17 protein-coding genes and 1 pseudogene are annotated in these 22,886 nt (G+C 64.4%); 16 read left to right on the plus strand and 2 right to left on the minus strand.

Features of this window, described 5'->3' with window-relative positions; translation table 11 throughout:
* Positions 1-385 precede the first annotated feature (385 nt).
* The 12 genes and pseudogenes from HPY32_RS20570 (at position 386) to HPY32_RS20615 (ending at position 17,019) form a co-directional block, all read left to right on the plus strand.
* Positions 386-691 carry a hypothetical protein gene (locus HPY32_RS20570; protein WP_156673922.1) on the plus strand — a complete coding sequence of 102 codons (306 nt, stop codon included), beginning with the start codon at positions 386-388 and terminating at the stop codon, positions 689-691.
* A gap of 274 nt (positions 692-965) precedes the next feature.
* Entirely contained in the window at positions 966-1,652 is a 687-nt protein-coding gene (locus HPY32_RS20575; RefSeq protein WP_156673921.1) for a hypothetical protein, read from the plus strand.
* Position 1,653: 1 nt separating this feature from the next.
* Positions 1,654-2,100, plus strand: a complete 447-nt coding sequence (locus HPY32_RS20580) for a YbaB/EbfC family nucleoid-associated protein (protein WP_067578880.1) — start codon at positions 1,654-1,656, stop codon at positions 2,098-2,100.
* 88 nt (positions 2,101-2,188) lie between these two features.
* Positions 2,189-2,512 (plus strand): WXG100 family type VII secretion target, encoded by a 324-nt coding sequence (locus HPY32_RS20585; RefSeq protein WP_067578878.1) that lies wholly within the window; start codon positions 2,189-2,191, stop codon positions 2,510-2,512.
* A gap of 18 nt (positions 2,513-2,530) precedes the next feature.
* Positions 2,531-7,609: pseudogene (locus HPY32_RS46925) on the plus strand (toxin glutamine deamidase domain-containing protein); the annotation flags it as partial.
* 97 nt (positions 7,610-7,706) lie between these two features.
* Positions 7,707-8,234: an SUKH-4 family immunity protein gene (locus HPY32_RS46930; RefSeq protein ID WP_067578873.1), complete on the plus strand. Its 528-nt coding sequence runs from the start codon at positions 7,707-7,709 to the stop codon at positions 8,232-8,234.
* 464 nt (positions 8,235-8,698) lie between these two features.
* Positions 8,699-13,120 carry a RelA/SpoT-related domain-containing protein gene (locus HPY32_RS46935; RefSeq protein ID WP_507236498.1) on the plus strand — a complete coding sequence of 1,474 codons (4,422 nt, stop codon included), beginning with the start codon at positions 8,699-8,701 and terminating at the stop codon, positions 13,118-13,120.
* A 5-nt stretch (positions 13,121-13,125) separates the two neighbouring features.
* Positions 13,126-14,076 carry a nucleoside hydrolase gene (locus HPY32_RS20595; protein WP_171982953.1) on the plus strand — a complete coding sequence of 317 codons (951 nt, stop codon included), beginning with the start codon at positions 13,126-13,128 and terminating at the stop codon, positions 14,074-14,076.
* Between the two features lie 159 nt (positions 14,077-14,235).
* Entirely contained in the window at positions 14,236-14,592 is a 357-nt protein-coding gene (locus tag HPY32_RS20600; RefSeq protein WP_156673918.1) for a hypothetical protein, read from the plus strand.
* Positions 14,593-15,039: 447 nt separating this feature from the next.
* On the plus strand, positions 15,040-15,390 hold the full coding sequence (locus HPY32_RS20605) for a hypothetical protein (RefSeq protein ID WP_156673917.1): 351 nt from the start codon (positions 15,040-15,042) through the stop codon (positions 15,388-15,390).
* Between the two features lie 27 nt (positions 15,391-15,417).
* Positions 15,418-16,560 (plus strand): hypothetical protein, encoded by a 1,143-nt coding sequence (locus HPY32_RS20610; protein ID WP_082870643.1) that lies wholly within the window; start codon positions 15,418-15,420, stop codon positions 16,558-16,560.
* A gap of 114 nt (positions 16,561-16,674) precedes the next feature.
* The gene (locus HPY32_RS20615) at positions 16,675-17,019 is read left to right on the plus strand and encodes an HIT family protein (protein WP_082870642.1); all 345 of its coding nucleotides are present in this window, start codon (positions 16,675-16,677) and stop codon (positions 17,017-17,019) included.
* Positions 17,020-17,066: 47 nt separating this feature from the next.
* Here the strand turns inward: HPY32_RS20615 and HPY32_RS20620 are convergent, their stop codons facing one another.
* Positions 17,067-17,591 carry a helix-turn-helix domain-containing protein gene (locus HPY32_RS20620; RefSeq protein ID WP_067578849.1) on the minus strand — a complete coding sequence of 175 codons (525 nt, stop codon included), beginning with the start codon at positions 17,589-17,591 and terminating at the stop codon, positions 17,067-17,069.
* Positions 17,592-17,676: 85 nt separating this feature from the next.
* On the opposite strand from HPY32_RS20620, the gene HPY32_RS20625 reads away from it, so the two are divergent.
* Entirely contained in the window at positions 17,677-18,162 is a 486-nt protein-coding gene (locus HPY32_RS20625) for a YbaK/EbsC family protein (RefSeq protein WP_067578847.1), read from the plus strand.
* A 425-nt stretch (positions 18,163-18,587) separates the two neighbouring features.
* Here HPY32_RS20625 and HPY32_RS20630 read toward each other — a convergent pair whose 3' ends face one another.
* On the minus strand, positions 18,588-19,130 hold the full coding sequence (locus tag HPY32_RS20630; protein WP_067578845.1) for a helix-turn-helix domain-containing protein: 543 nt from the start codon (positions 19,128-19,130) through the stop codon (positions 18,588-18,590).
* 95 nt (positions 19,131-19,225) lie between these two features.
* On the opposite strand from HPY32_RS20630, the gene HPY32_RS20635 reads away from it, so the two are divergent.
* The 3 genes from HPY32_RS20635 (at position 19,226) to ccrA (ending at position 22,841) form a co-directional block, all read left to right on the plus strand.
* Positions 19,226-19,459, plus strand: coding sequence for a DUF5808 domain-containing protein (locus tag HPY32_RS20635; protein ID WP_067578843.1), 234 nt, complete (start codon positions 19,226-19,228; stop codon positions 19,457-19,459).
* Positions 19,449-20,351, plus strand: a complete 903-nt coding sequence (locus HPY32_RS20640) for an alpha/beta hydrolase (RefSeq protein WP_067578841.1) — start codon at positions 19,449-19,451, stop codon at positions 20,349-20,351. Before HPY32_RS20635 ends, HPY32_RS20640 begins: the two co-directional genes overlap by 11 nt.
* Positions 20,352-21,623: 1,272 nt before the next feature.
* Positions 21,624-22,841, plus strand: coding sequence for a crotonyl-CoA carboxylase/reductase (gene ccrA / locus HPY32_RS20645; RefSeq protein WP_067578837.1), 1,218 nt, complete (start codon positions 21,624-21,626; stop codon positions 22,839-22,841).
* Positions 22,842-22,886 lie beyond the last annotated feature (45 nt).

Genomic DNA, 22,886 nt, shown 5'->3' on the forward strand with positions numbered 1-22,886 from the left:
GCAGTTGACAACCGCCTGCCGCGTGTCCGTCTCCGGACGCGAACTCTGTATGTGGCGGACGTACGGTTCGAAACCATCTGAAGTACAGGGGACATCCAGTAACCGCGACGCATCGATCATGTACCGATTCGCTGAAAGTCGGCCCTGCATCAGTCGTCTTCGTTGCTGTTCCGGTTCACCGTCGGTCGAGCGGACATCAACGGTCTCGCGCGTAGATCTGCAGACCACATCGCAACGTGTCAGCTGAACAGGCTGTGTGCCAACGGTATAGCCATCTATATGGCTCCGCGGTGGTGTGTGTGCTGGTGTTTCTGTAATGATCGGGTGATCTGACCCGTCTCTCCTGGGGCGGCTCTGCGGACAAGATCTGAGTTGAGGAGGGGGAGTGTTCTTCGTTCCGGAGTCGGTGTTGGCGATGGCGCAGACGATCGAACCGGCTGCCGAGGCGACGCGGGGGCATGCGACGCGGATCGCGGGTGCCGGGTTCGAGGCGGGGCATGCTGGTCAGGATTATCGGGAGCAGGGGCAGAGGCTGGCGGCGGGTGTTGACGGGATCGTTGCGATGTTGCAGTCGTGGTCGGAGGCGTCGAGTGCGACGGTGGGGGCGTTGCGGCAGGCGGTGACCGCGAGTGTGTCTACCGAGCAGGACAATCGGGCGCGGATCGCGGCCGCGGGGGAGGGGTCGGTGTGACCGATCCCCGACAGTACGTGCAGGAGTACGGCGGCAAGCTGCAGCAGGCGCAGCAAGGGCTGCCGTCGGATTGGACGGAGGAGGATGAGGCCGGGGAGCAAGGCAATGGTCCCCCGAGGTCGTGGCTGAGGTAGCGATCAGTAGGCTACGCCGGCGGGTATGGTCATTGTGCCTGCACGGCAAGGTATTCGGTGTGAGAGGCGGGGTTCTGGGCTGGTCCGGTCGGGCAGCTCACGGAGGCCGTCGTGGTTCGAAACAACGGCAGGATGCGGTAGTGCATTTCAACCAGCGAGCGCAGCGTGAAGAGCTACATATTTCCGACTATCCCGGCGCTTACATGCCGGTCCTGCCCGAGCCAGCGGACGAGGACTTCGTCTGGGCCCGCGCGAATCCGGGCAAGTGGCAGTATTTCACCGACCCCAGAGCCGACAAGTCGGCACTGCAGCAGGCCAACGTCATCGGTGGCTGGCTGGCCGACGACAAGGGTGGATTCGCCGAGCGCTGGCTGAACCCCGAATTCGTGCCGACCCCGCAATATGCCCGTCGAGACCTCGCCAGCGAGTTCGAACTGGTGATCTGGCGGCTGGAGTACGGCTTCAACAATATCGGCCGATTTGTCGACGCGTTCGGCCGCAGCGAACTCCACATCGTCTTACCTGAGGATGATCCGCAGGGGCAGCGGGGCTGGCCGCTGCTCTACCGCGGCGAAGACACTGTCCTGGAGGTGTATACCTCGGTGGGTAGGTTGCCCAAGGATGTGAATCCGTGGCTGCGGCGGACGGTTTCAGGTATGGACGTGCTCGAGCAGGTATGTCCGCTGGCGGGGTCGTGGGTGCTGTTCAATCCGGGTAGCGGCCACTCCTATATCGAGATGCCAGGTTCACAGCTGGTGGCGTGGTGGCGCGAGTGGTGTGAGGCCGAACGCACCGGTGCCGCTGCGGAATCCGACCAAGGTGACTGATATGGATGACTGGGAGCGGGATCAGATCCGTTCGGCTAATGTGCGTTTGCGTTCGGAGTTGGATGCGATCCAGGCCGATTTCGATCGTGAGATGGGCCAGGTGGGTGAGGTCCAGCGCACGCTTGCGGCGATGAGGGTGCATGCGACATCGCCGAACGATCTGGCGCGGGTGACGGTGGACTCGTCCGGAGCGGTCACCGAAATCACCATCGCCGAAGACGCTTTCCGCCGCAGTACTCCACGGGGTTTGACCGAGGACATCAATGCCGCGATTCGGGGCGGGGCCGAGGCGGCGGCCAAGGCGCGTGAGCAGGTTCTGGCGCCTATTACGGCGATCGTGGAGACGATGCCCGACCTCGGCGAAATCATTCCGGGCGCACCGAATCTGCGAGATTTGCGGGCGCAGCTGTCCGAGCAGCCGGGTGAGCCGCCGCAGCGATCGCACTGAACCGGAACCGGATTCGCTGGAACCATCGGCCACACCGGTGCGTCGAAGAGCAGTGAACGGGGCCGAATCCTGGTGAGGGAGTACGACTGTGAGCAATCTGTGGGCCGATCCGGATCGGCTGCGTGCGGTCTCACCGCAGTTCGCCCAGCTGGGTGAGGACGTGGCCTCGGCCCTGGCGACGCTGCGAGCCGGACTCGATTCCGAGAAGCGTTGCTGGGGTGGCGATAAGCCGGGGCAGCAGTTCGAGAAAACCTATCCGCAGACCGAGGGTCCGGGCAATGTGAAGGACTTCCTTGCCGCGTTGACCGGGCTGTCGGAGAAAGTGAAAGCGACCGGCGACAAGATCACCGGGACCGCCGACGCGCTGCAAACCCAGGATCGGGACAACGCCGACCGGATCCGCCGGGTGTAGTCGGAGGGGGATGCTCGCGTGACGCTGTGGTTTCCGCACCTGCCAGGTGTTGGGGGCTGGCTGGAGGATTTCCTCATCGGCCACTGGCCCGAAGGCGACGAGGACGCCATGCGCCGGGCGGCCGGGCATTGGTCGAATATGGCGACAGCGTTGCGGGAATTGCAGCGGCCTGCCGATCAGGCGATGGAAGCCGCGTTGTCGTCGATCGAGGGTCGGACCCACGACGCGATGTCGTCGTATTGGCAGGAGGTGGCGGGCGGGGACGGGAGCGAGCTGCAGAGGTTCATCGACACCTGTGACAATTTCGCCAAACAGCTCGAACACGGCGCCACCGATATCGAATACGCCAAGCTATCGATCTACATTTCGGTGGCGTCGATGCTGGCGATGGCGTTCATCCCGGTCGTGGGGGAGGCCGTTGATGCTGCGGCTGCGGCTGCGGTGAAGCTGTTTGTCCGTAAGACGGTGCAGGAGTTGATCGATAAGCTCGCTCTGAAGGGTGCGTCGTTCCTCGCTGAGCGTGTCGGTCTCGGGGTGGCCGAGAAGCTGGGGACCAACGCGGCGTCGAGTCTGGTCGTGAATGTCGGTAAGCAGGCGGTGATCGGTGCCGGGTTGGGTGCGGGCACGGATGTGGCCGCGCAGGGGATTCAGGTGGCCGAGGGCCATCGGGATGGTATCGATGGGAATTCGGTGTGGCAGTCGGCGGCGTCGGGGGCCGTCGCGGGCGCGGTCGCCGGACCGGTCAGCCAGGGTATCGAGGCCGCGGGTAGCAAGGTCACCGGCGGTCTGGCCGACAAGCTGGGTATCGAGCACGAACCGGGCAAGCTCGCGTCCTATCTGACCAGCGGGGCGAGTGCGATTCCGGGCAATCTCGCCGGTAACGCTGCCGCGTCGGTGTCCTCGGCTGCCCTCACCGGGGGGCCTGTCGATTTCGGCAGCATCCACGACGGGGCCGGTGGTGGCTTCATCGCCAAACCCCACCAAGCGCCCCATCCCGAAACCTCCTCGCACACCGACACCGCGCCCGCGGCCGACACCGGGGGCACACACTCCCACGACGCTCCAGCATCGGCCCATACCGAGCAACCTCCGACCACCTCGACGACAGCCACTCGCGCCGACACAGCGGTACCCGCTGATGCGCCGCGCCCGGAGGTGAGTACCGCACCGGCCGCCGCAGCCGCACCGGCCGTCGACGGCACCCGTGCCGCGACATCCACCGCGGGCACCGGCCACACCGATTCGGTTGCGCCCTCACCGAATTCGACCGGCGGCGGCCACGTCACCGATAATCCGGCCAACTCCCATGCCGCACCCGCCGGTGGACCAGCGGCGGTTGATCACGCCTCTGCAGGGCAGGCGCCGCTCGCTCACACCCCGGACCGAACTGCGGTGCAAGCACCGGAGTCCGTGCCGCCGAAGGGCACTGGCCCTGCAACGGATCGCCCGATGCCTGCCCTGGCGGGAGATCGACCGGCACCACCGAGTACTACTCGCCCACTCGCCGACATCCCTCAGCGTCCAGATCTCGCAGCTCGCCCCGACACACAGGCTCCGCCCTCTGATCGGACCGTTGCGCCCCAGCGCGCCACCGATATTCCTCGGCCGAGCCGGGCAGACGTGCCGGACTCGGCAACACCATCCCCACGCGATACATCTGGCCCGCCGCATCGTCTCGACTCTGTACCGCACGCGCCGACCGACCGTGGCCCGGTGTCGCCGCGGAGTCCCGAAATCCCTCGAACGCCAACTGGCGCCGAAGTGCCGGACCGTCATCCGGCACCAGGCGCCCGCGACACCAACACGACGCCCCACGCTCCCGAAGCCACCGCATCGCTGTCCACCGATCGCCCCTCCGGAGGTACCGACAGCAGGACGCAGGCCCCCGGCCCGATCATCGCCGGTGTCCCCGTCGCGAGTCCGCACGGCTTGGCCGCTCGGTCGCCGCACGAGACGGCGGGACCACCCGACAGCCCTCGTGGACGTTCCGATGCCTCGCAACCGAATCAGAAACGCCCCGAACGAGACAACGGATCACCCCGCAAAGGCCAGGAACAGCCTCGACCACGTCCTGACGATCACGAACCTGAACACCATCGCCCGCACGAATCAACCGCAGAACGCGAACTTCCGGCCGACAGCGCAGACCACGCTGTGGACCGAACGCGAGAAAATGCGCCCTCGGGCAGCGATCCACACTCCGCCGCCCCCGGCCTGGAACGACTGTCCGTGCCGCACGAGCCGGGTGCGGAACCGCTCGAGCTGAGCTACGGCGATCAGAAAATTATCGGCGAGTACGCCGCCAAACGCGGCGTGTCGTTCGATGACGTGGTCCGCGGAATTCAGGACGGATCACTGGTTCTCGGGCGGCATTATGTCTTCGAGCGGCCCACGCTGCTGGAGACGCCCGAACAGCTCGATCCGCGGTATCTCACCGAGGTAGTGGCGCACAAGATCGATAACCCTCGAAACCCGCGGCGCTACGCGAACATGGAACCGGACGCTTTCGAAGCCGGTTGTCCCGACAGTGAATTGCCCGCCCATCTGAGTCGGTCCATGTCTGGTGACGCGCTCGCCAGCGCGGTGACACCGACCGACCTCACAAAGATGGTGGTCAATTACGACGGTGACGGCCTGTCGCCGGTCTGGCGCGATCACAGCGCCGCAGACGCGTTCCTGGATGCCAGAAACGCATTGTTCCGGATGGATTCTCGTGGTCCGGAGATCTTCGGCCCCGGCTTCGCGCCCCGTGACCCGAGCAATCTCAGCATCAGCGCGCATGTCGGTGACACGGGACGCGGCCACGCGGACGGTTTCGTGTCACTGTCGAAGAGCCCGGAGCGCACCATTGCCCGGGAACGTAATATCGCGGCCGACGATCTGGACCGGCTCGCCGCCGAGGGAAAGCTGGAACGGTTGCCCGACGGCACCTTCCGGCAGATCCGCTACATGCACGAGCTGTATCACGCGCACGGCATCGACGTGGACGCCACCTTCCACGACGCCACGGCCCATCGGCGGTACAACGAGGGCACCCACTATGAAGCCGAAGTCCTGGCACCCGGCGGAATCTCCGGCGACACCATCTACCGCATCTGGCCACGAGAGATCATCGTCGACGCCCACGGCAACCCGGTGTCGGTCACAGTCGGCGAACCCATCTACAACCCGCGCTTCGCCCACCTGGACAACCCACGCTTCACCGCCACCCACGACGTCCCCGCGCAAGCGCACAGCCGGTCCGCCGACGAACACGTCCAGCACCGCCAAGGCCCGCCCGATCGAGTCGACAATGATCGCCCGGCAACCGAACACGCACCCGCACCCCGCCCAGACAACCCGCCACAGCACACGGAATCGGTACACCCCGACAACCGGCCGCAGGTTCGGGAATCCTTGCAGGCGCCCGAATCTCACCCGTACCAACCATGGCTGTACCGCGCGCCCGAGTCCGAGCCGCCGAGGCCGCAGGAGGAACCGGGGCCGTCGCACACAGCCCCGGAATCGGCGCCACCGCACGCCCCGACCCACGAGTCCGCGACCCCGCGGCATGCGCAGCCCCGGCCCGCACCGGCACCGATGCAGCAGCACCGCGATCCCGTATCGGATCACCCTCGGGCAGAACCGTATTCGCCGACACAGCACACATCCGAGGCGACTTCACCGCAAGCCAACCGTCTCGCTCCCCAACAGCCGATCACCCCCGTATGGCATCAGCCTCGACCGAATGTGACTCCCGCACCACACGAATCGGTACCGCCCCATCAACCGGTACAGTCACACCAGCGGCAGGCGGTCCCGCCCCGGGAACAACCACCCGCCCCACCACCACACGAACGCCCGCACACCCCCGCACCATCACCCGAACACCGTCCCGAACCGGGACCCAGTCGTCCCCGTCGCGGGGATTCGGTTGGCGGCCTGCACGATCCACGGCACGGCCGACCGCATCCCGCCGACCCACGTCATGCGGTGCGCTCACCGGAGATGCAGCAGGCGATCGACGCTCGCCAACTGCGTGAGTCCTATCGGCAGCAGATGCCCGAGAACGGGCATGTCACCGAGGTCGCCCACGGCCGCGGCCGAAACGCGCGTCCCGCCTACGATGTGCGTCGCTATCCGAATGCCCACGGCGGCCCGATCACCGTCATCCGTATCCGCACCCACGTCGCCGTCGACCGCCATATCCCCCCACACGAGGTCCAGCGCCTCTGGGAGAACACGCAATTGGCCACCGATCTGGCCTTCAATCACGGCCAGCGCCTGCTGTCGGGTGACCGCGTCCTGATCGATCTCGTCCACACCCCCGACCCGAACACGGCACACCTGCATATCAACGTCAGCGACGACCTCCGCAACCCAGCCAATTGGCATCCGAACACCCAACCCGACCTCGCCGCCGAACGACTCCGCCATCAGCTCGGCCTGGAATCGGGCCACGGCCCCGGGCTGAACCCGGCCGAGATCCGGCAGCTCAGCAACGACATCACGCATGCGAACACCGGTGCCGGTATCGAAAACCCGTCCGAGCTACGGAAATTCGGCAAGAACGAACTACAAGGCGTGGAGCGGGCCGAGTATCAGGCCGCGGTCGAGGACTCCCTGCGCGACGGCGATCGGTTCCTGGTCGGGGCGGATCCCCGCAGCAACGACTACGGACAGTTGATCAACGACGGCGGGATCGGTGTTCAGGGCCGTAGCAACAACTGCCTGGACTGCGCGCTGTCGGCATTGGCGTCGTTCCTCGGGAGACCCCAGGTTTCCGCGCCCCGATGGCCGGACAGATTGCCGGACCGCACGATCGACACCCATAGCGGCGAAGCCAGCGGCCTCGATCGCGCCGCACGGTGGATCGGCGACGGCCTGCACCAGGACACCAGCGGACGCCCGATACCGGAACAGTTCGCGCGGCTGCACGAATTGATCAGCAATATGGGGCCCGGATCGTCGGCACTGGTCGTCAACGAATGGCACGCTCACGATCCACGGACCGGGCAACCGCTGTTCAACGCCGACGGAACCCCCAGGACAGCGGGCTCGCACGCCACTGTCATCGTGTACCCGCACGACGCCACGGGGCCGGTGTGGTGGGATCCCCAGGCCGGCACCACGTCCGACCACCCACCGGCACAGTTGGCGCACGGATCCACCGGCCTGTGGTACACACCCATCCCCGCAGACGAAGGAGGCGCCCATGGCGGAATACCGCACCAGGGAGCAAGTGGAGCAGTACCTGGCCCGAATCTTCAACCCCGACCGCCGGTTCCACCTCTACCCGTTCGAGACCGGCTGGCTGGTCCAGCCGATCCTCACCCCGGAGCAGACCACAGCGGGACAGGCGGTCGGTCTGACGAACCTGGTGATCGACTCGGAGACCGGAGTAGTCACCGAGTACCCGAGCTGGAGCTCGACAATGATCGCGGACGACCACCGCGAGGCGAAACAGACCGGACGCCCCCCGACGGGGCGGCAGGTGTATCCGCCCCAGGCGCGGCTGAGCATCCAGCGCACGCGGGAGGACTCGGAGACGATCGACTACGACGTCCGGATCCGATCCCAGACCGAACCGCCGGGGGAGAACACCGAGTATCGCCTGACCATCAACAAGAGCACTCTCACGTACCAGCCGACAGCACACATGGCGGCGAACGTGGTCTCCTGGGCGGAGATGCACAGCAGCCAGGACGGGACCTGGCCGGACGAGGGGACCTGGGAGGAGTAGAGGCCGTATCCGACCACTCCGACCATAATCAATCAGTCGTCGCGCATTCTGCGGAGCCCCCTGCTCCCGGAGCTTCCGGTCGCGGTGACGCGGAACGCTACCTGAACGAATCGCGCGTCACTGATGCACTACGACGAGCAGATGAGCGCGGTGTCGTCACCGAGGCCGGGGGACCGATCGGAGAAGCCGTGCGCAGCCAACTGCCCGAGCATCCGGGCTTGGTGCAGTTGATGCGGGACAATCCTTATCTGGAGCACTCGCTTCTCGAGCAGCCGAAGGCGCTGCATTCACTGCTGGAGAGGCCGGATTCGATACCGATTCTGTCCGAGGCAGCGCATTCGGTCGCCGAGCGCGGTCCGGAGTCCATATTGGCAGATCCGGTTCATGTCGAACCGACGCCGCTCACGACCGAACAGCGGATGATATCGCAGGCTGTCCACGATGCTGTGAGCGATGTGGACATCATGGATCAACGCCAACCCGGATGGGACCAGACCAGAAGGAACGACCTTGTCTACGGTCGTGAGTTCCTGGATAGGCAGTACGCCGCCTGGCCAGGAACTCAGGAGGCATTGAACAATATCGCCCGTGATATAGCCGGGGAGGCCAATGGTGAACAAGAAGGACGCCCCATTCCGAAGGATCGCGAACGGGCCTGGGCCAAGATCCTGAGGAAATACAAAGGTGACGCCTCTCGCCTCACCGACCTGGTCGGCGCTAAAATTGAGTTCGACAGAGTCGAGGATGTCTATCGCGCTCTCGAATTGATTGCGAATGATCCGCGCATTGATATCGTTTCGTTCGATGACCGATTTGCGACGCCGCTGCCGTCCGGTTATCGTGATCTGCAACTGAATATTCGCATGTCGAACGGCCATATTGCGGAGCTCCGGCTGCATCTCAGTCATATCGATGACGTTGCATACTACGAACACGCCCTATATCAGGTTCGTCGAGACTTCGAAACGTTGGCAGATCGAGACCACCGCGCTATGGGGCCGGAGGAAAGGGCACTCCGGATCGAGCTCCAGCGTCGTTTCAGCGAGATTTATTGGGATGCTACGAAGAAGGGGCTCCCCGACGAGTTTCCACCTGATACCGAGCGAGGCCCCGACGACTCTGGACCCGAGCCCGACGGGCCCGTACCGAGGTCCGGCCCCAACGGTCCGACGCCGAAACCGACCCCGGACTCGGGTGGCGCTGCGCACGATATCCCCGTCGAAGCCGATAATCAGCATTCAACCGCGCGTGACATCGAATTGGATGTACCGGAGAACTCCTCGGGAGTTCGTGACCGGGCAGAGATCGGGCGACAGGTAAACAAGGCCCTCGACGAGTCGGTTGCCCGGCAGATTCGGCACCTCGAGGAGGAAGCTGATGTGAAGCGGTTCCTTCCCGGGGCTGCGGGACGCGCTGTCAGGAATCACTTGAATTCAGAGATCGCAAGGCTGGAAACCGGCAAGCGAAGCCTTCAAGAATTCGTGACCCAAATCGTGACCGATCCCAGATTCGATCCTGCGATCGCCGACGCCTGGTATCGCGACGGAATGAAGCTGGCCGTGCGGATTCCGGATGAAGACGGGCTCCCCACTACAATGATGTTCATCGACCGCGGCCCTACCGAAGACCCACTACTGGTCCCGCTGCGATCGCTGGAACATGCAGTCGCTGTCGTTGCACGCGAGGCCCGCAACGATATGGATCCCGCGAAGCTGCACGCCGAGCTCGGGTTCATGACCGGTCGTCCGGACGAGGCCCAGGGGCACATTGCTGCGGATGACCCGGAGCATGCCTTGGAACTCGGCGTACGGATCGTCGAAGACTCCTCTAGAGTCGAGGAAGTGCGTGGGCAGTTGTTTGCCGACCTGGCCCGGTCGACTGCTCGGCACCTCGATGCGGTGCCCGAGCGGGTTCGCGATCGCTTCTCCGAACAGGGCATCAAACCCCGGAGAAACGAACTCCGAGAATACGAACAGAAACTGGCCGACGACATACGAGATGACGCGACACAGCTGCGAAACACAATCGCGCAGCTGACCGAGCCGGGCCTCGCACCCCGGATCTACGACGCATGGCGACAGGCCGAGTCGGGGGTGACGATCCAGCTGAAGTCCGACGACCATCGCGGCAACTACAATGAACGACTGCCGCGGGTGCGACTGCTGGACATGGGTTCTGGCCATGAGCCGCTACTGGTGCCTGTAGATGCCCGGGAACACCGGCTCGCCCATATCGGACAACAACTCTCAGCCGGTAGGCACCCATCCATCATCTTGGACTCGCTGAGCGAACCGAACCGCGAGGTCGTGACGCTTACCGCCGAAGATCGCGAGCAGGCCATGGCTCTTGGGCGAAAAGCCCTGCTGGACAAGCAGATCGCCGAGGAACTCGACTCGGCGGCCGCTGCGGGGGTACTGCCGCCGGAGGTCGACGCGATCCGCCGCCACCTCGGTTCCGAACTGAATCGAGCAGCCGACCGATGGCTGGATCCCGGTCGCTCTACGCCCGGAACACTTGCCGCCCGTATCAATGAGCGTGAGGTGCAAAGCGCGATCCTGCACCTGCGCTCACGCATCAACGAAAGCGTGCGCATAGGGATCGATCCCGAGATGTATGTTGCGTGGGGCCGTGACGCCCCAGCCGTCGGGTTCCGTATCGAGCGTGCGGATGTGACAGAACAGGTCACGGTGCTCGATCTGGGTTCCGAACGCGGCAAGCGACTGGTGCCGACCCATTCCGAAGAGCGCGAACTCGCCCTGATCGATCGTGAGCTGCGCGACGGCACATATCCGCCCGATATTGTGCGGAAGCTCGAAGCTCTGTCGGAGCACTCCCACGATGAGACGGTGACCGACTACGACGCCGCCTTGGAGGAGGGTGAGCCGTTGCTGCCACAGATGGCAGCAATCCGCCGACAGGTCCAGTCATCGCTCGAGCGATCCGTCTCCGAGACTGCGCAATTCGAGTGGAAAGGCAACTTCGAACCCACCGAGGAGCAGTTGCACGCGGCAAGGCTCGACCATGCGCGATCGGTCGAGGCCATCGCACAAGACCTTCGTGGGCGTGTACGCGATCACACCCGCGCGGGCATCGACCCGGAAACGTACACGGCATGGCGGGAGGCGCATGACAGCGTGACGGTGACTGTCGGCCATGGAGACCATACCGAGCACCTGACGATGCTGGACCTCGGCCCCGATAAGGAACCGCGCCTCGTTCGTAGCCGGTCCCCGGAATGGGAGTTGTATCGGATCGAGCGGATGCATGAGACCGGTGAAAGCATTCATGCGGTTCATCGGGATTTGGCGGCCGGGACACAGGATGGACATCTGCGCGCGGAAACCCCGGAGGATGCGATCGAGCTGGGCCGAGAAGTGGTGCGGCAGAAGAAAGAAGCGTACGGCGAGATCGACGCCATGGAGCGGCGATCCCTCGACGCCGCACAACGTGCGGCCGCCGCGGGCGAGTTCAGCCCGGCCGAATTCGCCCGTCGTGAACAGCAAATACGTGCCGACACTCGAGCCATCCGTGAGATTGCGGACCGACTGTTCCGGCAGGGCATCGATCCACGCGTGGTCGCCCGGGTCCGTGAAATGTACGACGGCGACGCCGCCGGCACACTCACGCACCGAGTGGCAATCGCCGGGCCGCCGGATGTCATCCTCACCATCGAACCAGAATCGGCAGGCGGCGGGCCACAACACGACCATACAGCCGGACCAGATCACGAGCAGCAGAGCCGAACTCACGAACTCGAGTCGACTCGCGTACGAGAGCTTGCCGAAAAGCGTGAGCACGAACTGGTGCAACAGCAGGAGCTGGCCCGGAAGCGGGAACGCGAGATCGATGAACAGCGTACCCGTGACGCTGCCCATGAACGAGAACGTGAACAAGAACGCGAACACGAGCGGCAGCAAGCCCGTGAGCGCCAAGCCGCCCGTCAAGAGGAACTCGAGAGGACACGCGCCCTACGAAAGAAGTACGAGCGTGAACTTGCTAGAGCAACGGATGCCGCTGCGACCCGCTCACGAGAGCACGAGAAGACCGTGCATTCCACGAGTCGTGGACCCGAGCGGGCCGACGTCCGGGAGCCAGAACACGCTCCGGTCAACGAATTCGAACGCCCGCAAGTCCACGAACCTGAACAGTCGACGACCCGTGGACCCGAGCGTTCCCCCGCCACCGAGCTCGCGCACCTGCCGGTTCGTGAACCAGAGGGTGACAAGACACGCGGAGTAGATCGAGACGGGATCGGGACCCTGGAGCGCGACATAGCGCGGCTTGTCGAGCAGGAACGACAGTTGATGCAGAGGCACGAACACGAGGTTGCGCGCGAGCAGGAGCTCGACCTCCTGCGTGAGCGCGAGCGTGAGCAGTTCATGGAGCGCGAGTCGGCCCGCGAACGGGAGTTGGCGCCGCTTCGGCAGTCGATACTGGAACGCGAGCTGGAGATCCTCCAGACGCGCAATGCGGCACGTCAATTCGGCGAGGAATTGCGGCAGATTCGCGAGCCTTCGAACGAAGTGCGAACGCCGGTACTCGAAATAGGACAGGAGCAGGTCCGTGAGCCGGAGCGCCTCCCGACACCGGAACCGGTCACCATCGAATGGCGTTCCGCCGAACGGCAACTCGGCCAGCTACTGAGCATGGTGAAGCGCGCGGAAGCGCCCTCGCCGGCGATCAAGGTAGTCATTACGGCGACCGACGTCCGTGAAGCCATGGCGCGCGAACTCGACTGTCCCCAGGAGTATTGGCAGCATCTCGTCAACTCTCCGGAGTATCAGCAATGGTTGGCGCTCCAGCGCGAACAACAGGAGCAGGCACTCGCGAAGACCCGCGCCCAGGGACTGGACGAGAAAGCCCGCGGAACCGTAAGGACCAGGTGACCGACATGGCTATCATTCTCGACACCGACATCGGCGGCGAACCCGACGATGCCCTCGCTTTGGCGATGGCCGCCGGGCTTCCCGACTTAGCCCTGGTCATCACCAGCGACGAACACCAGGGCCACCGAGCCGAATTCGCACGCCACCTACTCGACTTGCTCCTGCGCTCGGACGTGCCGGTCGTGGCCGGACGCGAACTCGGCCGTCGCGGCAATTGGGCCGCGGACGGAATCGTTCCCCGCGGCGTACCTGCACAGCCGACAGACGTCATCGCCGCGGTCGAGGCCCTACTCGGCAAGACGTCGGACCCCGTCAAATGGGTCGGCACCGGCCCCATGTCCAACCTTGCCGACATCATCACCGCGATCCCGGCGGCCAGGCAATTCACCGTGACTCAGGTGGGAGGATCGCACGCCTGGTTCACCGACCGTGCTGAACCGACCATCGGAGCGGATCTACCCGCGGCACACACCGTGCTCTCCTCCGGAATACGACCGCGGCTACTCCCCGCCGAAATCGCCCTCGACCTCTACAACGCCATCGACCGCGACACGGTTGAATACGACATCATGGCCCGAAGCGCAGACCCGGCCTGCAGTATGCTACTCAGGCACATGGATGCCTGGCTCGACCACCACCGCCGCAGCATCAACCAGTCGGCACTTCTCGCCCTTGCGCTGGCCCTCGACTCGCCCTTCCTCGCCACTACATCGACCCACATCGCCCTCGACCCTGTAGGCCGCGTTCGCCCTGGTGAATGCGCCGTTTTCATGACCGACCACTGCGACCGCCGAGCCTACAAAGACTGGGTAATCCCCCTGCTCGCCGACATCGGAATCCAGCATCGCAGGACATTTCATCCGCAACCGCCGCCGATCCGGGCTCGGACTACTCTCGAAGTCCTCGGCGACTACCGAAGCGAGCTCGGCACTCCCGGAGGTGGAGCGGATCTCTGATCGCTGGGCAATACGATAGCGTTAACTAATGGACCGTGCAGGGTACTCGGAAGAGGGCGTTTGATGTCGTGGCTCAGGGAATCGCCATCCTATTTTCGATTCTATAATAGTACCATTCGCCTCGAAGAAGCCCCGGACGGGCGGGTGGTAGGTCGGAAGTTGAATATAGATACCGGCTTTTTCGAGCCCGCCTCCTCGGAAGATGTGCACAGCGTACTTAGCGCTCGGGCAGATTCCGATTTCTCGATACTCTCCGAAGAAGAGTTCGTAAAGGAAACGGAAGATGCGCGCCGTCTCTATCTTCGCGGCGAAGGCTCTGTGTTCGATATATATCGGCGGATCGGCGAGATATTCGACGGAGCCAGAAAGCAGGGTCGGCGAATCGAATCCGCCGAGAAGGAGGAGATCTCATCCCTGCGTCGTCGCTCGTTCCAATTGTGGGAGGAGGAATCCGCGCGGCTGACCGCTGGCGAGTCGCCTACCTTCCGGCGACATGGTAGCAATAGCCGAAAATAATCTGGTCGATAGAATAATTTTTTACGATCCGGCCGGAGGGTTTTTCGCGTTCTTTTCATTCATTCTTGCCGTCCTCCGATGCGTCGGGATACCGGTCCGGTGCTGCGTAGCGCAGGGGATTTCTATCCGAATGGAGCGGCGACCGACATGCTGCTGTCAATGTCCCCACGCACTGGATCCTTCATCATTGTTCGATGCCGTCCGCAGGGAGGTCGAGTGCGGGGACGAGGGGATACGATATAGTTATATTGACGGCGAAGGCGTCGGCTAATCCCTGATTCTCGATAAACATCCGAAAGTATCTCGCTCGAATCCGGTTCTGAAAGCATACTTTTCGGGCGGTGTGAGAGCAATCGCCACGATCTATGCTGATACAGGAGCAGCCCCCGAGTATTTGACGGTATAGTAACCGGCATTATGGCAGTCATTTAGGAATATCTCAACGCCATGATAAAGTGGATCAATGCCGACTTCGGCCCGGTCAGCTGGGATGATAACGATGTCACCGGCGTCAATATCATGCAAAGCAGCCCGTTCGCCCTTCTCGGAAAGCTGCGCAAAGTACCCGAGGCGCTGGTGGTGATCCGGGACTGGCAGGCCGAGCACCTGCCGCCGCACGGTCGTCGTCCGCACTGCATCGGATTCAGACGCCCTGAATGGGTTGCGGTGACGAGGGTTGAGCACCATCGATCTTCGCGACCACGCGTATATGTGCGGTGTTTCGGACGCCGCAGTGCAATCGTATCGGTGGAACGCCAATATGTGGCCGAGGCTCTTCGGCACGACCCGGCTGCGTAAGTAGGGCATCTCCGGCACAGTGGGGCTATGGACATGTTGCGTGACTATGCCCTGCTCGCTCTGCGGGTCGATCGGCTGGTGGCCGAACAGCCCACGGGGAGTTGGATTCTCGACTATCGGGGGCCTGAGGAATGGCGGGCTCGGGTGCGGGGCGAGGCGTTGGCGGATCCGGTGGATCTGGTTCGGGCTGCGGAGGAGCTGGAGGCGGCTGCGGGCGGCGATCCTGCTCTGGCGGAACAGGTACGGGCGCTGCACACCATTTCCAGACGATTGGCCGGGGAGCAGTTGTCGCTGCCTGAGCAGGTGCGGGGCATGCTGGGAATCGATGTCGAATGGGTTCCCGATGAGGTGTTCGGCGAGGCTTACCGGCTGCTGGATGAGGGCTTGCCGGATACGAAAGGTACGCTCGCGCAACGGTTACACGCTTGGCGGGCCGTGCACAGCCTGCCGCCGGGCCGGGCCGGGCGGCTGTCCGAACTGATTCGGCAGGCTCTGACGGAGGTACGGCGGCGGGCCGACGCGCTACTGCCGTTGCCCGACACTATCGATGTTACAGTGGAATTCGCGCCCGGGCCGTTCCGTGGGCTGCACCGGGGCGGAACCGAGGGGACCGTGTTCGTCGATCCCAACCTGTCGTTCAACCTTGCCGATCTGTTCTATGTTGTTGCCCACGAATCGATTCCGGGACACATCTGCGAGTTCATGATGAAGGAGACACATCAGGGGCACCGGCCCGACATCCAGGTGCGATTCATGCCGTCACCGGCGTACGTGGTATCCGAAGGGATCGGACTGCATGCCCCGCAGGTACTGTTTCCCGACGACGAGGCCCAGCACTGGCTGCTCCACAATGTGGAAGAACTCCAACCCGATTCGAGCAACTACGCGAAGATCCAGCACGCCCGCAATATCCTCTGGGGCGCCTACTGCAACGCGGCATTCCTGCTCGCCGACGCGACACCATGGCCGCAGGTCCGCGAATACCTGGCCGATACCGCACTGGCCGCCGATGACGAATTGACCGTCATGAAAGGCTTTCTCGGAACCCCGTTCACCGAGTCCTACATTTTCACCTACTACCACGGCTGGCGCCTGCTGCAACCACACCTGACAGATCCGGCCTTCCTGCGGCGAGCACTCACCGAACAGCTCGCGGTCTCGTCACTGTAACCAGCCGAGGCGACCGCCCTCACGCCGTGTCGACGAGTGTTCGGGTCAGGCCGGATCAGACGATCGCCTGCTCGGTTGATGGATCGCCGTCGCCCTCTCGTAGGGTAACCTGTTGTGGCGGAGCCGGATTGGTATTGCGATGAGGTCATTCCCAGGGTGATCGATGTCGATGTTGTGGCCGAGACCGATCATGTGCTTGCCTTCCGTCCGCCGATTCGTGGGTTCGGCACCGATCACGTGATCGTGGTTCCGAAGCGTCATGTCAGGTCGCTGCTGGAGCTGGATCCTGAACTCGGGGCGCACCTGCTCGCGGTCGTGCAGGATGTGGTGCAGGGCGTTGTCGACGAGCACGGCGGTTGCCAGGTTCTGACCACGCTCGGCAGTGAACAGCACAACCGACATCTTCACCTGCATGTTGCGGTCGGTGACGGTGTCGCGCGGTTCGTTTCTCCTCGGTGACAACAGCTGTCCTTCGCAGCCCCGGATCAGCACACCATCAGTATGGTCTACGTTCCGGAGCGATGCGGGTATCGCACCATCAGCACGGCCTCGACCGGTCCGTCTACCGCCTCGTATACGTGCGGGACGTCGGCGGCGCAGTGGCCGTGTTCGCCGGGGCCGATGAGGTGGGGTGCGGTGTGGGTGCCGAAGCGGGCTGTGCCGGTGAGTACGAGTAGGTGCTCGGTGGTGCCGGGGGTGTGCGGTGCGGAGTGTTGGCGGGTGGTCTCGCGGATGCGGATGCGGTAGGTCTCGGTGGTTGCGGCGGAGTCGTCGAATCGATCCAGCAGTACCGCGTCCACCGCCTGGCCGGATACCGTGGGCGGGGTGGTGTCGAGCACGGTGCTCAACGGCACGCCGAGCGCGGTGGTCAGCGCGTAGAGGGTCTCCAATGTGGGGTTGCGGCGGCCTGTTTCGAGTTCCGACAGGGTGCCCTTGCCGACGGCCGACAGGCGCGCCAGTTCCGACAGCGATACCCCTCGGCTCTCACGCAGCGCGCGCAGCCGCGCCCCGACCTGGGCTGCCAGCTCCATGATGCTCCATTTCCGTTGCCGCACTTCGAGTTGTCGCCTAGTGTTCCACATACGGAACGTTTCGTATACAGAACAGGAGTGAGAGATGACGGTGGACGAGCAGCTGCCCGCGCGCAGCCGAGAGGTCGCGCGGGCGCTGGCGGCGGCCGGGGTGACGGGCCGGGTGCGGCAGCTGTCGGAGTCGGCGCGGACGGCGGCGGAGGCGGCGGCCGCGCTGGGCTGCGAGGTGGGCGCGATCGCCAACAGCCTCGTGTTCGTCGCCGACGAGGCGCCGCTGCTGGTGCTGACCAGCGGTCGGCACCGGGTCGATACGCGAATGGTGGCGCAGCGCTGCGGTTTTCGCGAAGTGCGCCGCGCGTCGGCTGCGGAGGTGCGGGCGGCGACGGGGCAGGCGATCGGCGGGGTGGCGCCGGTCGGGCACCCACACCCGCTGCCGACGGTGGTGGATGCGGCGCTGACGGAGTACCCGGAGATCTGGGCGGCGGCGGGGACACCGCACACGGTGTTCGCGACGACGGCGGCGGAATTGGTACGGCTGACCGGAGGTCGGGTCCTGATGGTGGCGGGGTGAGCTGCCCCGATCTCGAATCCATCGCGTCCGCGCTCGACGAGCTCCGACTACATCGACGAATGCGAGGCGTATGTCGCTCGTGGACGCCGGGGTTTCGGTCACCGTGCGGACGACGCCCGGGCACGTGCACGGCTCGATGTTGTTGCCGGACTGGCCTTCTGCGGTAGTGTGGCGTCGCGAAGCCGATGAAGCTCGGCCGCTGTCCACGCATCTGCCTCCGGTGATCGCCGCGACCGAGCGACTCGGACCGATAAAGACAGTCGCGCACCCAGATTCACGCGGTTGCAGCCGATCACAACGCCGTCACATAACGCACCCTGCCTTGCGGACATACACGAGATCGACTGACGGCCAACCACTATGGCTCACCCCAATGTCCCGGAACGCGGCTACGACAGTGCGTCAGGTCGAACCGGGAGCGGGCGTCAATCGGATTCGGTGGTGTCCTCGCCGGGCAGGTGGATTGTGCGCAGGATGTGGCGTTTGCGGCCCGGCGCGGGTCGGTTGGTCAGGCGGGGCGCGATTACCCGCCCGAGTTCGGTGACGAATTCGGCGAATTCGGTGTCGTCGAGCCAGAATCCGGCGGTGTGGTAGCCGACGCCGTCGCGAGTGAAGTCGATGTCGCCGTGGTCGAGGTAGCGGTCGAAGTCGACCAGGACGCCGGCGATGTAGGCGAGGAAGGCGCGGCGGTGGTCCTCGGGGGTCATGGCGGCGAGTTGGTCGGCGGTGATCGCGGTGGCGGCCAGGCGTAGTCGGTAGGTGCGTTCGACCGTGCCGCGGACCCGGCGCTCGTCGACGACCTCGAGGACACCGGCATCGACCAGGCGAGCGACCTGACGGTAGAGACTGCCCGGGGGGACGTCGCCGAGTTCGGCGCTCAAACCCGCTGTGGTGAGGGTTCGGTCGCCGAGGAACGCCTGCACGATGCGCAGGCGGATCGGATGCAGCAGTAGTTCGACGGAATCCACGCGATCGAGGGTAACACTATTGTTATCGATATTGATAATATTAGATGTATCGTGAACATTGGCGATGGTTCCGACAACCCGAAGGATGTGGTGAGATGACCAGCCCGAATCAGGACCGCGTCGAACCGGACCGTGTCCCGCGGCCGCAGGGCACGGTGGCGGGAATGCCGTACGACTGGCGGCGCCCGACCTGGGCCCGGCTGCGTGCCCGGTGGTGGAATCGCGACGACCCGCGAGTGTTCACGCCGAAGTCGTTCGGGTGGGGGTTCGATGTGAACCTGTATCGGCTGGTGCACCCGCGTCGGCGAGGAACCGCCGGTGACCGGTGAGGAGATCGAGTTCGACAGCGGCAGTTGCCGTTTGGCGGGAACCTTCATCGCCGTATCCGACCCGGTCGCGGTCGCGCTGGTGCTTCCGGGCTCGGGCCGAGTCGATCGTGACTCCAATGTTCCGCGGCTCCCACTGGGGTTGACGCGGGACATTGCCCAGGCGCTGACCGGGGCGGGGGTGGCGACACTGCGATACGACAAGCGCGGTATCGGCGCCAGCGGCGGGGAATTCCTGCCGACGGGATTCCACCAACAGCTCGCCGATGCCCGGGCCGCGCTGGCATGGCTCGCCGCCCGGGTGCCGGGAGTGCCTGTCCTGGTGGTCGGGCACAGCGAAGGCGGCTTGCACGCGATCGAACTGGCCGCCGACGGCAACGCGGCGGGTGCGGTGCTGCTGAGCACCGCCGCGCGGACCGGCGAGGAGGTGCTGCTGTGGCAGGGCGTCCAGCTGGTGTCCACCCTGCCTCGTTGGTTGACCACGATCCTGCGGTGGACTCGCATCGATCCGCTTGTCTCCCAACGCAAGCGGCTGGCGCGGATCGAGCGGTCCGCGGCCGATGTGCTGCGGATCCAGGGGGTCCGGATGAACGCCCGCTGGCTGCGCGAATTCGCGGCCTATGATCCGCGCCCGGCGCTGGCCCGGATCGGCGTGCCGGTGCTGGCGATTACCGGCGCGCACGACATGCAGGTCCCGCCCGATGGCATCGACACCATGGGGCAGCTGGTGCGGGGGTCGTTCGAGGGGCACGTTCTCGACGATCTCAGCCACCTCCTGCGACCCGATCCCGACCGGATCGGCCCCCGCGGCTATCGTCGCGCCGTCCGTCAACCGGTCAGCCCCGAACCGCTGAACCTGATCACCGACTGGATCACTCGCTACTGGCACACCTGAATTCAGAAACCTCATGAACTCGACAAGCAGCCCTGCCCGACGTGGCCCGCGCCCACCGCTGATGGCGGTGGTAGTCGGCGTTGTAGTGTTCACGCTGCTCGCGCGACGGCTCGGCTACCGACTCGGAGGCAATGTCGTCGTACGATGCCGCCGGGGACACCTTTTCACCACACTGTGGATCCCCGGAATCAAGCTCACCGGACTCGACCTGGTCATCGCCCGCTGGCAGCGCTGCCCCGTAGGGCGGCACTGGAGCCTGGTTACTCCGGTTCGCGACACCAACCTCACCGAACAGCAACGCCGAGTCGCCGCTCGGCATCACGTCCGCATTCCTCGAGCAATACTGATGTCGGAATGGAGCGTCGTGCCTGTCGAACAGACGCTCCAGTAAAATGGTTGCCCCGCAGAAGGTTTGGTAACGCCGTCACTGTGAAACGATCCCGCGATTCGAAGCGGCCAAGTTCGATCGCACTCGCGGCATCGTCATCCGGGACACGCCGAATCGAATCGGAGAACCTTCGAAGAAATGCGAAATGGAGATTGTCGCCGCGACTCGACGAGCGCGGCCTTTCCCCGACACGACGGAATTGTGCCGTGGTTTCATCCGGCGATTATCGTAACCGGGTATTGATCCGAAAATACGGCAAGATGTCATCATGCTGGTGTGCTGAGAATCCATCCGCTCGGGGGTAGGGGGAATATGAGACTCGGGCAAGGTCTGTCGCCGGGAGACATTGTCGACCCCACCTCCTTGATGCTTGTCCGCGAAACGGCGTGACATAACCCTGTATCGGCGTCGATTCCGGCAACCGACCTAGTTCCTTTTCGCATTCCTGCCCATTCGAAGCTTATTCACAGGCGGCGGATAGTCAGAGACCGGCCAGTCTGTATTGGGATCGTCATGTGCTGGTCGGCGTGGCCCGGCTGGCGCATCCGGGGCAGTCGGCGACGCTGCTCGCGCTGGACGAGGGCCGCTGTACCCGTATTCCGCCGTTTCAGCGCCCTGAGTGATAAGCGACACGCACGAATGTCGGATATACCACGAATGCCGGAAAATGCCTCGCATCTAGGGGTGGATAGGGGTTGGCGACCCCCTTAATCCACGCTTACGCTCGCATTTGGAAGTAATCGAAACGCGCACCATACACGGGGGGTGAAGTCATTTCGGCCGCTCCTCGGATCTGTCACCTCCGGTGATTCTGCTCTCTTACGGCAAGCATCGAACAAGCTCGATCATCCGGGCTGTATGGACGCGGCGAAAGGAAAGCTGGAATGAAAGAGATATGCGGCCTCGGTGAAATCCCGGACCCGGGCGTCGTGCCGAAATACATGCATGCCGCAGTGATCCGTCCGGAACGCTTCGGTCAGCCGATGGACGCCATCAAGGTCGAACAGGTTCGCACGCCCGAGCCCGGTTACGGCCAGGTGCTGATTCTGGTGATGGCCGCGGGGGTCAATTACAACAATGTGTGGGCCGCGCTGGGCAAGCCGATCGATGTGGTCGCCATGCGGCAGCGCCAGGGTGAGCCGGAAGACTTCCACATCGGCGGTTCCGACGGTTCGGGAATCGTCTGGGCCACGGGGCCGGGTGTGACCGGTGTGCAGGTCGGGGACGAGGTCGTGCTCTCCGGCGCGCAGTGGGACGAGCGGGCCGACGATGTGCGGTTCGGCGGCAATCCGATCGCGTCGACGACGATGCGGGCGTGGGGTTACGAGGCGAACTACGGCACGTTCGCCCAGTTCGCCCTGGCCTTCGACTACCAGTGCCATCCGAAGCCGAAGAATCTGACCTGGGCGGAGTCCGCGTCGTACATGCTCACCGGCGCGACCGCGTACCGGCAGCTGACCGGATGGCATCCGCACACCGTCGAGCCCGGCGATCCGGTGCTGATCTGGGGCGGGTCGGGTGGACTCGGTTCGATGGCGATTCAGATCACCCGCGCCCGCGGCGGAATCCCGATCGCGGTGGTGTCCTCGCCCGAACGCGCCGAATACTGTAGGCAACTCGGGGCCGAGGGCACGATCAATCGGCACGATTATCACCACTGGGGAAGGTTGCCGGATATCGGTGATGCCGCCGCGTATCGCGAATGGCTCGGCGAGGCCAAGCGTTTCGGCCGGGCGATCTGGGATGTGCTCGGCGAGGCGCGGGCGCCGAAGATCGTGCTGGAGCATTCCGGCGAGGCGACGCTGCCGACCTCCCTGTTCGTCTGCGACAACGCCGGAATGGTCGTATTGTGCGGCGGCACATCGGGTTACAACGGTGATATCGATCTGCGCTACCTGTGGATGCGGCAGAAACGGCTGCAGGGTTCGCATTACGCCGATCTGTCCCAGTGCCGACGAATCACCGAATTGGTGTCGGCGGGCCGGATCAGCCCGTGCCTCACGCAGACCTACGAATTCGACGACATCGCGACCGCGCATCAGGTGCTGCACGACAACGTCCAGACGAAGGGAAATGTCGCGGTCACCGTGAATGCGGCGTAGGTCTTCGACAGTTCTTGCGGGGGTGGGCCTCTCGCGCTTCGGCGG

Source organism: Nocardia terpenica, assembly GCF_013186535.1.
In the GTDB taxonomy this organism is placed as follows: domain Bacteria; phylum Actinomycetota; class Actinomycetes; order Mycobacteriales; family Mycobacteriaceae; genus Nocardia; species Nocardia terpenica.